This is a genomic window from Pantoea sp. S-LA4, assembly GCF_054482835.1.
This window is the reverse complement of record NZ_JBTLRC010000002.1, coordinates 3,190,434-3,203,876: the sequence shown is the minus strand read 5'-3', so window position 1 is coordinate 3,203,876 and position 13,443 is coordinate 3,190,434. Positions and strand designations below refer to the sequence as shown.

Sequence of the window (13,443 nt, the reverse complement as noted above, 5' to 3'; positions counted from 1 at the left end):
GGCACGGCAGGATACGCCGTACCAACCATAAAAATGCCCTCTGAGAACTCCCTGCCTGCGTCGGAGTTAGTTCTGGTGGTAGCGCGAAGCAGATTTGTTACGCGACAGGTGAGGCACCATCGTACCGCGCGCCCGGTCGTAATCCTGCCACATCTCCAGCTCTTCCAGCGGCGGAATGGTCACCGCTTCCTTATTGTCGAGGCCCGCCAGCGCCGCATCGACCATTTCATCCACTTCCATCAGCATTTCAGCAGGGATGGTCGCGATCGGCTGGCCGGCACGGTCAAATATCTCAGTGCGGGTTGCACCGGGTAATACCGCCTGCACCTGGACTCCGCTGTCAGCAAGCTCACGCTGCAATGCGCGCGTTAACGTCAGCACATAAGATTTAGTGGCGTTATAAGCGCCGTTGAACATCTCATGCACCAGTGCCAGCACCGAGGCGATATTGATAATGATGCCGTTGCCACGCGCTTTGAAGGCCCGGCCAGCAGCCTGCGCCAGGCGAGTTGGCGTGACGATATTTAACGTCAGCATAGTGTTGATGCGGTTGATATCCGCCTCAAGGAACTCTCCTTCTACGCTCATACCTGCGTTGTTCAGCAGCAGCGTAATGTTGCTATTGGTGACCAGTTCTGCCTCTACCCGTTGCACATCCTGTTCATCGGTTAAGTCAGCAGCCAGCACCTTAACCTGAATCGCGTGCTGCTCACTCAGCAACGCCGCCAGCTGATCCAGCCGCGCTTTGTCCCGCGCCACCAGAATCAGATCGTAACCGCGTGCAGCCAGTCGTTTCGCATAAGTTGCGCCGATGCCGCTCGATGCGCCGGTAATTAACGCTGTACCTGATGTTGACATAATGTACTCCTCGTATGATGGTCGTCATAATTCACACCAATATGACGATCATAATATGAGCCGTCAAGCTGGAATATGATGAGCGTAATAATTACTATAATAGCCAGAAGCAACGCATCTGAAACCGCAGGAGATGATATGGAAAAGCAGACCAGCAAAGCGCATACGCGGCAGCGTATCCTGAGTGAGGCTGCGCGAGTCATGCGTGAGACCGGCACCGAGGGCATCGGTGTGGCGGCTCTGATGAAGCGGGTTGGCCTGACGCACGGCGGTTTTTATGCGCATTTTGCCTCACGCGAGGAACTGGTACAGGAGGTACTGAAACACATGTTTGCCGAAGCGGGCAGTTTTGCGCCGGCGGAGCAGGTGACGCAGCCTGGCCAGCGGTTATCCGGGTTTATTGATACCTATCTTTCCGAAGCGCATCGTAATTCTCCCGCAGAAGGGTGCCCAATCGCTGCGCTGGTGAGTGAAGTCGCGCATCTGCCTGAGCAGACACGTTCTATTTTTACGCAGGGGATTGATACGTTGCATGACGGCCTGGCGCAGATGCTGCGCGAGCTGGATCATGAAGATGCGGATGCGCTGGCCTCCAGCATGCAGGCTGAGATGGTCGGCGCGCTGGCACTGGCGCGTGCCTGTCCGGATGCGGATCATGCCAGCCAGCTGTTACAGCGCAGCCGCGATGCGCTGAAGCAGCGTGCCGGACTGGTGGCCGCATGAGCGAGCACAACATCCGCGACATCATCAGCGCCAACCTCAATGTCCTGTTCTGTGGCATCAATCCGGGCCAGTCGACGGCCCATCAGGGTTATCACTTTGCTCATCCCGGTAATCGCTTCTGGAAAGTCATCCATCTGGCCGGTTTTACTCAGCAACTGCTTAAACCGGAAGAGGAACAACGTTTAACCGAGACGGGATGTGGCATCACTATGCTGGTTGAACGACCGACGGTACAGGCGAGTCAGTTAGCGCCGGATGAACTGCGGGATGGCGGCAAACGCCTGATCGACAAGGTGCTGCACTATCAGCCTGCGGCCTTAGCCATTCTGGGCAAAGATGCGTTCCGGCGTGCCTTTCAGCAGAGCAAAGTAGAGTGGGGCAAACAGCCAATATGTATGGGCAAAACGCAGGTGTGGGTATTGCCGAATCCCAGCGGCCTGAATCGCGCGTCACTGGAAGAGATGGTTGAGGCTTACAGAGAGCTGTATACCGCACTGCAAAACGGTTAAACAAAACAGTGGGGCGGGAAGGCGGATCGCTGACAGACAGGCATAAAAAACCCCGGCGAACCGGGGTTTTTGTCTGACTTAATCGTCGAGGAAGCTGCGCAGCACTTCCGAACGGCTCGGATGGCGCAGTTTACGCAGTGCTTTGGCCTCAATCTGACGAATACGCTCACGCGTCACGTCAAACTGTTTGCCCACTTCTTCCAGCGTATGGTCAGTGTTCATATCGATGCCGAAACGCATGCGCAGCACTTTCGCTTCACGCGCGGTCAGGCCGGCCAGCACGTCATGGGTCGCTGAACGCAGGCTTTCTGAAGTAGCAGAATCCAGCGGCAGCTCCAGCGTGGTGTCTTCGATAAAATCGCCCAGATGCGAATCTTCATCATCACCAATCGGCGTCTCCATTGAGATCGGCTCTTTAGCAATTTTCAGCACTTTGCGAATCTTATCTTCTGGCATCAGCATACGCTCAGCCAGCTCTTCCGGCGTCGGTTCACGTCCCATCTCCTGCAGCATCTGGCGCGAGATACGGTTGAGCTTGTTGATGGTCTCAATCATATGCACCGGAATACGGATGGTACGTGCCTGGTCAGCGATAGAGCGGGTGATAGCCTGACGGATCCACCAGGTCGCGTAAGTCGAGAATTTATAACCACGGCGATATTCAAACTTATCAACCGCTTTCATCAGGCCGATATTACCTTCCTGAATCAGGTCGAGGAACTGCAGACCGCGGTTGGTGTATTTCTTCGCAATCGAAATAACCAGACGCAGGTTTGCTTCCACCATCTCTTTCTTGGCGCGACGCGCTTTCGCTTCACCTATCGACATGCGACGGTTGATATCTTTGACCTGTTCAATGGTCAGGCCGGTCTCTTCTTCGATCTGCGCCAGTTTCTGCAGGGAACGCATAACGTCATCCTGCACTTCCAGCAGCTTCTCAGACCACGGCTTGTTCATCGCCAGCGCCGCTTTGAACCAGCTTTCGTTGGTTTCATTGCCGGTAAACAGGGTGATGAAGTTTTTCTTCGGCATTTTGCACAGTTCAATACACAGCTTCATGATCAAACGTTCCTGCGTACGGACACGTTCCATCATTTCGCGCATGTTGTTCACCAGGTAATCGAACTGCTTCGGTACCAGGCGGAACTGTTTGAAGACGTCAGAGAGGTTCTGGATTTCGGCAACGGCATCAGCGTGGCTGCGGCCTTTGCTTTTAATCACATTGCGGGTGGTTTCATACTGCTTACGCAGATCAGAAAACTTCTCGCGTGCCAGTTCCGGGTCGATAGAGTTATCGTCGTCGGAGCTGTCATCATCCTCTTCATCTTCTTCTTCATCGTCAACACGATCGGCTTCAGAAAGCTCAGAGCCGACGTGCGTTGCCGTTGGGGCCAGATCTTCTTCTGCGTTAGGATCGACGAAACCGGTGATCAGATCGGACAGGCGTGATTCGCCTGCTTCAACTTTGTCGTACTGATCCAGCAGGTAAGTAATCGCCTCAGGGTATTCAGCAACGGAACATTGAACCTGATTGATACCGTCTTCAATACGCTTCGCGATGTCGATTTCGCCTTCGCGCGTCAGCAGTTCGACGGTACCCATTTCACGCATATACATGCGAACCGGGTCGGTAGTACGCCCAATTTCAGATTCAACGCTGGATAACACCTGAGCGGCAGCTTCCGCGGCATCTTCGTCAGTATCGGAGCTGTTTTCATTCAGCATCAGATCGTCGGCATCCGGGGCTTCTTCAACCACCTGAATACCCATGTCGTTAATCATCTGGATGATGTCTTCGATCTGATCTGAGTCGACGATATCTTCCGGCAGATGGTCATTGACCTCAGCATAGGTCAGATAGCCTTGCTCCTTACCACGGGTGACAAGAAGCTTAAGCTGTGACTGCGGGTTTTGCTCCATAAGACGGTATCCACACTTCTGTTAATTAGATTGGTGTCGGTCGGCAGCGAGCCAACAATAGCAGTGAAGGCGTTTAGTTCTTGCCGCTGCCTTCGTCGCGGCGTGGGCTTTGCCCATCAGTATTCGGCACTTAAGCCGCTTGTATAAACTCGGTGCTAATGGCCTGGCTTACTCGTCATTCTGCTCCCCGGCAGTGCTCGCCTTGATCACGTACCTGCGTACGCGATGTGGCTGTGCGCTGGCGGAGACGGCCATAAAACGCTCAATCTGTCCTTTCACACGTCAGAATGGACAAATGATTAAAATCGGTTATTTTCTGGCAAAAGCCTGGCTCAGTGTCCAGAGCTCGCGGCGCTCATCGGCGCTTAATCCCTGGGTGCGCTCACGCGCTATCAAAAACTCCAGGCGCTCTTCAAGAGCAGAATCGTAGAGGCTGGCCAGCGAGTCCTGAAACACCGCTTCGGCTTCCTCATCTACTATCATGTGGTTCCAGATCGCCAGAGTTTCAAGCGTCTGACTAAAATTTGTCCCGCGATATAACTCTAGTAGCTGTCCGGTGGTCAATCCAGGATTCTCGTTACAACGGCCCACTAATTCGATAAATAGCGGTAATCCCGGCATTTTTGACTCAGACAAGCCATCAAGCGAAGGCACCAGCGTCGCCAGCTGCGGGTTCTGAATCAGCAACGCCACCAGCACCCGCATCGTGGTGCGCTTTAACGGAGGTGCAACCGGTGCGGCTCCGCTTGCGGCCAGCTTCGGCATCAGCTTTTCAAGCTGATTGTCATCCAGAATACCCAGCTTATTGCCCAGCTCCTGACGCATATAAATACGCAGGGTTTCGCCGGGGATCTGCGAAATCAGCGGTAAAGCCAGCGTACTCAGCCGGGCTTTACCGTCGCGTGAAGTCAGATCGACCTGCGGCAGCAAGCTGTCGAATAAAAACGAAGAGAGCGGCATCGCCTGCTCCATCCTCGCTTCGAAAGCCGCTTTGCCCTCTTTGCGCACCAGCGTATCCGGGTCTTCACCATCCGGTAAAAACATAAAGCGTAGCTGACGACCATCATTCATGTAAGGTAATGCGGTCTCAAGCGCACGCCAGGCGGCTTCACGGCCAGCGCGATCGCCGTCGTAACAGCAAATCACGTTGTCGGTACTGCGAAACAGTAGCTGAATATGCTCAGCCGTGGTTGAGGTGCCCAGCGAGGCGACGGCGTAATCAATGCCGTACTGCGCCAGTGCCACCACATCCATGTATCCCTCGACCACCAGTAAACGGGCGGGTTCCGGATGATTTTTTAGTGCTTCATACAGGCCGTAAAGCTGACGACCTTTATGAAAAATAGGTGTTTCCGGCGAGTTCAGATATTTCGGCGTATCGTTGCCTAATACCCGTCCGCCAAAACCAATGACGCGGCCACGCTTATCGCGAATCGGAAACATGACGCGGTCGCGAAACCGGTCATAGGTGCGACCCTTGTCATTGCTGACCAGCATGCCAGCTTCCATCAACGATTCACGATCTTCCGACTGCTTACCAAAACGTTTGAGAACGTTATCCCAGCCGGCAGGCGCATGACCAATGGCGAAATGATTGATGATATCGGCGCTCAGACCACGACGATCAAGATAGTCGCGTGCTGGTTGCGCACTGGATTGCTGCAGGCCCTGCTGATAAAAACCGTTCAGGTTCTCCATCAGCTGATACAGGCTCTGGCGCTGATGGCGTTCCATCTGGCTGGGCCCGCTGCCTGCTTCGTAAGGCACGTCTAAACCGTGGGAGGTCGCTAACTCTTCGATACTTTCAACGAACTCAAGACGATCATAGTTCATTAAAAAGTCGATAGCGTTGCCGTGTGCGCCACAGCCGAAACAGTGATAGAACTGTTTTTCGCCGTTTACGGTGAAAGAGGGCGTTTTTTCGTTATGGAAAGGACAACACGCGTGGAAATTCTTACCCTGCTTTTTCAGCTTAACGCGGGCATCGATCAGATCCACGATATCCGTGCGGGCAAGTAAATCGTTGATAAATACGCGTGGAATTCGACCAGCCATACGCCCCAGATTTTCAGCTCATAAACGGCAACAAGCCGCGCTTCCTTTCGGAAAGCACGGCCTTTTACTTGACTCTGTCTGCGTTTAACACGCGGTGGAGGCGAACCTCCGGAAGAAATTAGTACAGACGAGTGCGGCGTGCGTTTTCGCGAGCCAGTTTCTTGGCGTGACGCTTAACTGCAGACGCTTTAGCGCGCTTACGTTCGGTAGTCGGTTTTTCATAAAACTCACGACGACGAACTTCAGCCAGAACGCCTGCTTTCTCGCAAGAACGCTTGAAGCGACGCAGTGCTACGTCAAATGGCTCGTTTTCACGTACTTTAATTACCGGCATGTAACTCTCACCTCGAATAATTCGGTTTTTGCTGCTGACTGCGGCGCCAGCACATTTCAAAATGGTGCAGCATTTTACTCCAACTCAAGTTGGTTTGTAAAGCACCATGGATAATTTGAAACCAACAGGAGCGTTTGCCTGTGCGGCTGCCGGTTTTTCCAGGGGCGGGAGTATAGCGTACTCTTTAGCCGACAGAAAATGACTTTTTGCGGGGATTGGCTCCTCTGTCCGCACAATTGCTGTGCTAAACTGCGCGCCGCGAGAAAGAGGTGATGCAATGCGAATTCTGGGTATTGAAACGTCATGCGATGAAACCGGCATCGCAATTTATGATGATGAGGCCGGGTTACTGGCGAATCAGCTGTACAGCCAGGTGAAACTGCACGCCGATTACGGCGGTGTGGTGCCGGAACTGGCATCCCGCGATCATGTGCGTAAAACCGTGCCGTTAATTCAGGCGGCGCTGAAACAGGCAGGATTAGCGCCGAATCAGATCGATGCGGTGGCCTATACGGCCGGTCCGGGTCTGGTGGGCGCACTGCTGGTTGGCGCTACCATTGGCCGGGCGCTGGCCTTCGCCTGGAAAGTGCCGGCGGTGCCGGTGCATCATATGGAAGGTCACCTGCTGGCACCGATGCTGGAAGAGAATCCGCCGGAATTTCCTTTTGTTGCGCTACTGGTATCCGGCGGGCATACCCAGCTGATCAGCGTGACCGGCATCGGTGAATATGAACTGCTGGGCGAATCGATTGATGATGCAGCCGGTGAAGCGTTCGACAAAACCGCCAAGCTGCTGGGGCTGGATTATCCCGGCGGGCCGATGCTGTCGAAGATGGCGCAGCAGGGCACGGCAGGGCGCTTTACCTTCCCGCGCCCGATGACCGATCGTCCGGGGCTGGATTTCAGCTTCTCGGGCCTGAAAACCTTTGCCGCCAATACCATTCGCGGTAACGATGATGACGCGCAGACCCGGGCCGATATCGCCCGTGCCTTTGAAGATGCGGTGGTGGATACGCTGTCGATCAAATGTAAGCGCGCGCTGGATCAGACCGGCTTCAAACGTCTGGTGATTGCCGGCGGCGTCAGCGCCAACCGGACGCTGCGCGAGCAGATGGCGGTGATGATGCAGAAGCGTGGCGGAGAAGTCTTCTACGCACGTCCTGAGTTCTGTACTGACAACGGTGCAATGATCGCTTATGCGGGCATGGTGCGGCTGAAAGGCGGAACGCGGGGAGGATTAGGCGTCAGCGTGCGACCACGCTGGCCGCTGGCGGAACTGCCCGCCATCTGAGTGTAAAAAAAGCCGGCTAGCCGGCTTTTTTTATTCCTGGGATTTCTTCTTACGCTTCCAGATTTTTCCTTCCTGACCACGCCACAAGCGCTGAATATTATCGTGATGACGCAGCAGGATCAGGCAGGAGAGCATCGAAACCGGAAAGGTGAACTGGGGTTTAAACCACCAGACATAGAATGGCGCAATCAGCGCGCTGACAATCGCGCCCAGTGAGGAGTAGCCGCTGAGCAGCACCGTGAGCAGCCAGGTGCCGGTAACCAGTCCGGTTAAGTCCCAGCCAATCGGCGCAATCGCCCCGAAAGCGGTCGCGACGCCTTTGCCGCCGCGAAACTGGAAGAAGACCGGATAGATGTGACCCACGCAGGCTGCAATCGCCGTCAGGCCCAGAAACAGTGGCGTGACATGCATCAGGTAAGCCAGCCAGACCGGCACCATTCCTTTCAGCACATCAAACACCAGCACGCAGGCCGCTGCGACTTTGCCACCAAGACGTAACACATTGGTCGCGCCAGGGTTGCCTGAGCCGTGCGTGCGGGGATCGGGCAGGCCAGCGAGTTTGCAAACCAGAATCGCACTGGAAATCGAACCGCAGAGATACGCGAAAATAATCATACCAGGCGCGAAAGCACTCATAACACCGTACCGTTACCTTTAGGGTCGTTTTGATCTCATCAACCGTGGATAATACGCATAATCCGCCGGAAGTGGTATCCGGCTAAGCCAAAAACAGAGACCATCATCATGGATATCGTATTTATAGAACAACTCACGGTGTTCACCACCATTGGCGTTTACGACTGGGAACAGGGGATGCAGCAGAAGCTGGTGCTCGATGTCGAAATGGCATGGGATAACCGACTGGCCGCCCGCAGTGACGATGTGAACGATTGTCTGAGTTATGCCGACGTCTCCGAAGCGATTCTGATGCATCTGACCGGCAGCCGTTTTGCGCTGGTTGAGCGGGTCGCTGAAGAAATCGCGGATCTGTTGATGAACCGTTTCAATTCGCCTGGCGTGCGCGTAAAGGTAAGCAAACCGGGCGCTATCGCCCAGGCAGCGCAGGTTGGCGTGCGAATTGAGCGCGGGACTATTCCTAAATAAGTGCGATGTGATTGCCATCACAATGAAACCAAACCAAATTACTGTCTGTCATAGCGAGAGCCGTTTCGTTGTAGCCAGCGAAATGGCCTGAGACCTTAAGGTTTTACTCAGGCTGATGCAGCATGATTTCAGGCGATAGCCTTTGCGCTAGCGCCTTTTTAATGGTTTTGAAACGGATAGAGGGAAAATTTGATGGCAGATATTCATCAGCTTTGGGTAGCTGCAATCCTGGGCGTTGTGGAAGGGCTGACCGAATTTTTACCGGTCTCATCCACAGGGCACATGATTATAGTGGGTCACCTGCTGGGTTTTGAGGGTGAGAAAGCGGAGACCTTCGAAGTGGTTATCCAGTTAGGCTCGATTCTGGCGGTTGTCGTGATGTTCTGGCGACGTCTGTTTGGCCTGATCGGTATCCACTTCGGTGAAGTAAAACATGAAGGCGTCGGCACCGGACGTTTATCGCTGATCCACATTCTGCTCGGCATGGTGCCAGCGGTTGTCGTCGGACTGGTACTGCACGATCAGATCAAAACGCTGTTTAATCCGATCAACGTGATGTATGCGCTGGTGGTCGGCGGTGTGTTACTGCTGGCAGCGGAATACCTTAAACCGAAGCAGCCGAAAGCGGTCGGCGTCGACGACATTACCTATCGTCAGGCGTTTATGATTGGCTGCTTTCAGTGCTTAGCGCTGTGGCCGGGCTTCTCTCGCTCAGGGGCGACCATTTCCGGCGGGATGCTGATGGGCGTGAGCCGCTATGCAGCGTCTGAGTTCTCCTTCATCCTGGCGGTGCCGATGATGATGGGGGCCACGGTGCTGGATATGTATAAGAGCATTGGCTTCCTGACCATGGCGGATTTCCCGATGTTCGCTGTTGGCTTCGCCACCGCCTTCGTGGTCGCGCTGATCGCGATTAAAGCCTTCCTGGAGCTGATCAAGCGTATCTCTTTCGTCTCGTTTGCTATCTACCGCTTTATCGTGGCGGCCGCGGTCTACATGGTCTTCATGTAAGCCGCCCGCAGCCTGCTAGTCAGGCTGCGGTGTTGCCAGCCCCTGCGCGACGGCGTCAACCCGTCGTCGCGTTAACTCCTCCCGCACCTCAGCGCCTTTAAAACCCGCCTCGACCACCGCTTTGGTCGGTACTGCCTGAGCCAGCGCAAACGCGCGCCGCAGATAGTCGCCCTGCGGATAGGCCATGCTTTCCAGTCCGGCACGTCCGCGCGCATCAGCTTCGCTGGTCAGCGCCATCTGCTCGACGCGCTGCGGCTTGCGCCAGGCATCGATCCGATCAAACAGTGCCACCAGCGAGTCAGCCGACTGGCGTTCAATGGTATGCACGATGTCGTGAAATTCGGTGACGATCAGCGCCAGATCGCGAATCGCATTCGGCACGCGCAGACGCTGGCAAATCGCTTCGACCAGCGGCACACCCGCCAGGCCATGCCCGTGATGGCTGGGCCATTTTTCAGGCGGCGTCAGCGCCTTACCGACGTCGTGGAACAGCGTGGCGAAACGCACCTCGACCGAGTCGGAGAGCGCTGCCGCCATAGTCAGCGTCATCAGAGTATGCACGCCGGTATCGATCTCCGGATGCCACTTCGCCGGCGCCGGAATGCCAAACAGGTTATCGAGTTCCGGAAACAGCACCTGCAACGCGCCACAGTCGCGCAGCACCTGGAAGTAAACCTGAGGATTGCGGGTAGTCAGCGCTTTTTCCGTCTCTTTCCACACTCTTTCAGCCGTCAGGTGTGCCAGCTCGCCGCTGCTCGCCATCTGCTGCATCAGCTGCTGAGTCTCGTCGGCAATACGGAAGTTGAGATGGGCGAAACGGGCGGCAAAGCGCGCCACGCGCAACACCCGCAGCGGATCTTCATTGAACGCATCGGAAACATGACGTAACTGGCGATCGGCGAGGTCGCGCTGACCGTGGTAGGGATCGACCAGCGTGCCGTTTTCATCCTGCGCTATCGCATTGATGGTCAGATCGCGGCGTTGTAAGTCCTGCTCCAGCGTCACATCGGGCGCGGACCAGGTCACAAAGCCGGTATAGCCTTTCCCGTTTTTCCGCTCGGTACGCGCCAGCGCATACTCTTCGCGGCTGTCAGGGTGCAGGAAAACGGGAAAGTCGCGACCGACCTGTTGATAGCCCTGCTCAAGCATGGCTTCGGGGGTCGCACCGACCACCACCCAATCTTTGTCTTTAACCGGCAGCTTCAGCAGTGCATCACGCACTGCGCCGCCCACAAGAAACCTCTTCACGCAAAACTCCAGAGAATAAGAAATGACCTGCACGCCAGTCGCCTCCCGCGCGACACTTCAGCGGTGCATGTTGCTCTATTGTTGCACAGATTCAGCAGATTGCAGGCATGCCAAAAGGGGGATCTGGCGATCCCCTGATGAAAAACGGCAGAGACGGGTCAGTTCATCCAGCGATCGTTTTTCTTACGGCGCGGCAGCATGTGCGGTAGCAGTAAACCTAACAGCAGGCCGACACCCAGCACGCCGCCGCCATACATAAACCACTGCATGATGATGGTCCGCTGCTTGTCATCCAGCTGAACGTTAGCCGCGCTGACTTTCTTCTGCGCCACAATCAGTTCGTTTTTCAGCTTCTGATTTTCGCCCTTCAGCCCGTTAATCACGCCGTCGCTGCTGGCGACTTTGTTCTGCATTTCAGCCGTGCGCTGATTCCAGCTGTTGTCGATATTATCCAGCTTGGCGGTGAGATCTTTGACCTGTTGTTCCAGCTGCGGCACACGGGTACGCAGGCTGGGACTGGCGCTCAGCTGCGACAGCGGGATCCAGGTGGTGCGGCCTTCCGAGTCACGGATCTGGCCATAATGGGTATCGTTATTGGTCTGAAGCAGCTGCACCTCTTCCCCGGCATTCAGTTTACCGAGCAGGCGAAACTGATCGCCAGGTCCGCTGCGAACCCAGGTCGATAACTCATCAGACACGTAGCGTTTTTCGTCGGCGTGGGCAGGTGCAAGGGTGCTGAGAGCCAGCAAAGTGAGTCCAGCGAGTGTAATTTTTTTCATTCGATTTCGTTTTGCTTAGTCTGACTAAAAATTTACCGGCACAGTCTGGAGAGGCCTCGCATAAATCACTATGAGAACTATCCTGGTCTCATGAGAGTGCGAAAAGGTCTGCGAAAGCACAAAGAAAGCAGAGACAGCGCGGCTTCTGTGCATTAATCTTCGCCTGATAACCCCTTGCCCTCCAGGCGACAGCATGAGTAACCTGCTGATTATCGCCTGAAATATGCAGGAAACATCCTCTTAAGTGCCAGCGGCGTAGTGAATAAAAAATTATGACCATCGAAATCGAACTAAAGTTCATTGCAACTCCTCAGGCAGCCGGGAAACTGGCTGACCTTGTCGCGGCGTGGCCGCATCAGCATCAGCCAGCGCGCGAGCTGACCAATATCTATTTTGAAACCGATGATAACCAGCTACGGCGCTGGGATATGGGCCTGCGGATCCGTGGCGTCGATAAGCGTTATGAGATGACGCTGAAAGCGGCCGGGCAAACGCTGGGCGGGCTGCATCAGCGGCCGGAATATAATGTCGATCTCAGCGAGCCGACGCTGGATATTGCGCAACTGCCTGCCGATATCTGGCCGAAGGGCACCGATATTGCGGCGTTACAGCAACGCTTACAGCCGCTGTTCACCACCCATTTTCAGCGTGAAGTCTGGTTGCTTACCGTGGGCGACAGCGAAATTGAGCTGGCGTTTGATCAGGGCGACGTCACGGCGGGTGAGCTGAGCGAACCGCTGTGTGAAATCGAACTGGAATTAAAACGCGGCGAGCGTAAGGACATGCTGACCTTCGCGCAGCAGCTGGTGGCGATCGGCGGTCTGCGGATGGGCAGCCTGAGTAAAGCGGCACGCGGCTATCAGCTGGCCCAGGGCAATCCGCCGCGCCAGCTGCGTCCTTTCCCGCTGCTGAAGGCCGGTAACAAAGCCACGGTGGAAGAGGGCATGGTGGCCGCGATGTCGGCCGGTCTCAGCCACTGGCAGTATCATGAAGAAGTCTGGCTGCGCGGCAACGCGGCGGCGCAGGATGCAGTGCGCGAAGCGCTGGATGTGCTGCGTCAGGCATTTTCCCTGTTCGGTGCGCTGGTGCCGCGTAAAGCCAGCAGCGCCCTGCGTCAGCAACTGACCACGCTGGAAGAGACGCTGGTGAATGACGAGGTGGATGCCTCCGGCTTTTGCCTCTCATCACTGGCGGTGGAAACCCAGCTGGCGCTGACGCACTGGCTGGTGGAATCGCAGTGGCAACAATGGGTCGATGCCAAAGGCCAGACCAAGTTGCAGGGATCGTTTAAACGCTTTGGCGATATCATGCTGAGCCGCATTAACGCCGATCTCAAAGAGACCTTCAGCACCGTCAAACAGCCGAATGAGTATCAGGACAAAGCGACCCGCCTGGCGCGTCAGTTGCTGGCGGTCCATCTGCTGGCCGGTGCCTATCCGCAGGAAGATGTGGCGGTCTGGCTGGCACCCTGGCAGCAACTGTTGTCCGCGATCCACGAACAGCAGGAAGCCGGATTAGCCTGGCTGGCGTCGCAGGCGCTGAAACAGCCGCCATTCTGGCTGACCAGCGGGTCGGCACGCTAATCGGATCGACGTCATCATGGAGGGATTT

At 55.5% G+C, this 13,443-nt stretch carries 13 protein-coding genes; 6 read left to right on the top strand and 7 right to left on the bottom strand.

The window, feature by feature from the left end; genetic code table 11:
- Positions 1–66: 66 nt before the first annotated feature.
- Entirely contained in the window at positions 67–858 is a 792-nt protein-coding gene (locus tag ACX3P5_RS15835; RefSeq protein ID WP_233987074.1) for an SDR family NAD(P)-dependent oxidoreductase, read from the bottom strand.
- A gap of 138 nt (positions 859–996) precedes the next feature.
- On the opposite strand from ACX3P5_RS15835, the gene ACX3P5_RS15830 reads away from it, so the two are divergent.
- Positions 997–1,581, top strand: coding sequence for a TetR/AcrR family transcriptional regulator (locus tag ACX3P5_RS15830; RefSeq protein WP_458968977.1), 585 nt, complete (start codon positions 997–999; stop codon positions 1,579–1,581).
- Positions 1,578–2,090, top strand: coding sequence for a G/U mismatch-specific DNA glycosylase (gene mug / locus ACX3P5_RS15825; RefSeq protein WP_458968976.1), 513 nt, complete (start codon positions 1,578–1,580; stop codon positions 2,088–2,090). Before ACX3P5_RS15830 ends, mug begins: the two co-directional genes overlap by 4 nt.
- Before the next feature lie 78 nt (positions 2,091–2,168).
- Here mug and rpoD read toward each other — a convergent pair whose 3' ends face one another.
- The 3 genes from rpoD to rpsU form a co-directional block, all read right to left on the bottom strand.
- Positions 2,169–4,010, bottom strand: coding sequence for an RNA polymerase sigma factor RpoD (rpoD, locus tag ACX3P5_RS15820; RefSeq protein WP_094121968.1), 1,842 nt, complete (start codon positions 4,008–4,010; stop codon positions 2,169–2,171).
- A gap of 309 nt (positions 4,011–4,319) precedes the next feature.
- Positions 4,320–6,065 carry a DNA primase gene (dnaG, locus tag ACX3P5_RS15815; RefSeq protein ID WP_458968975.1) on the bottom strand — a complete coding sequence of 582 codons (1,746 nt, stop codon included), beginning with the start codon at positions 6,063–6,065 and terminating at the stop codon, positions 4,320–4,322.
- A 118-nt stretch (positions 6,066–6,183) separates the two neighbouring features.
- On the bottom strand, positions 6,184–6,399 hold the full coding sequence (gene rpsU, locus ACX3P5_RS15810) for a 30S ribosomal protein S21 (RefSeq protein WP_001144069.1): 216 nt from the start codon (positions 6,397–6,399) through the stop codon (positions 6,184–6,186).
- 277 nt (positions 6,400–6,676) lie between these two features.
- Between rpsU and tsaD the strand changes: the two genes are divergently transcribed.
- Positions 6,677–7,690 (top strand): tRNA (adenosine(37)-N6)-threonylcarbamoyltransferase complex transferase subunit TsaD, encoded by a 1,014-nt coding sequence (tsaD, locus tag ACX3P5_RS15805; RefSeq protein ID WP_094120658.1) that lies wholly within the window; start codon positions 6,677–6,679, stop codon positions 7,688–7,690.
- Between the two features lie 30 nt (positions 7,691–7,720).
- On the opposite strand, the gene plsY is transcribed toward tsaD, so the two are convergent.
- Entirely contained in the window at positions 7,721–8,326 is a 606-nt protein-coding gene (gene plsY / locus ACX3P5_RS15800) for a glycerol-3-phosphate 1-O-acyltransferase PlsY (protein ID WP_233987079.1), read from the bottom strand.
- 108 nt (positions 8,327–8,434) lie between these two features.
- Between plsY and folB the strand changes: the two genes are divergently transcribed.
- Both folB and bacA read left to right on the top strand, forming a co-directional pair.
- A complete protein-coding gene (gene folB / locus ACX3P5_RS15795) occupies positions 8,435–8,794 on the top strand; it encodes a bifunctional dihydroneopterin aldolase/7,8-dihydroneopterin epimerase (RefSeq protein WP_094120656.1) in 360 nt (119 codons plus the stop codon).
- 192 nt (positions 8,795–8,986) lie between these two features.
- Positions 8,987–9,805 carry an undecaprenyl-diphosphate phosphatase gene (bacA, locus tag ACX3P5_RS15790; protein WP_233987080.1) on the top strand — a complete coding sequence of 273 codons (819 nt, stop codon included), beginning with the start codon at positions 8,987–8,989 and terminating at the stop codon, positions 9,803–9,805.
- 15 nt (positions 9,806–9,820) lie between these two features.
- Here the strand turns inward: bacA and ACX3P5_RS15785 are convergent, their stop codons facing one another.
- A complete protein-coding gene (locus ACX3P5_RS15785) occupies positions 9,821–11,053 on the bottom strand; it encodes a multifunctional CCA addition/repair protein (RefSeq protein WP_458968974.1) in 1,233 nt (410 codons plus the stop codon).
- A gap of 158 nt (positions 11,054–11,211) precedes the next feature.
- The gene (locus tag ACX3P5_RS15780) at positions 11,212–11,832 is read right to left on the bottom strand and encodes a TIGR04211 family SH3 domain-containing protein (RefSeq protein ID WP_069729240.1); all 621 of its coding nucleotides are present in this window, start codon (positions 11,830–11,832) and stop codon (positions 11,212–11,214) included.
- Positions 11,833–12,104: 272 nt separating this feature from the next.
- Between ACX3P5_RS15780 and ACX3P5_RS15775 the strand changes: the two genes are divergently transcribed.
- The gene (locus ACX3P5_RS15775) at positions 12,105–13,415 is read left to right on the top strand and encodes a CYTH domain-containing protein (RefSeq protein ID WP_458968973.1); all 1,311 of its coding nucleotides are present in this window, start codon (positions 12,105–12,107) and stop codon (positions 13,413–13,415) included.
- The last annotated feature ends 28 nt before the right edge of the window (positions 13,416–13,443 follow it).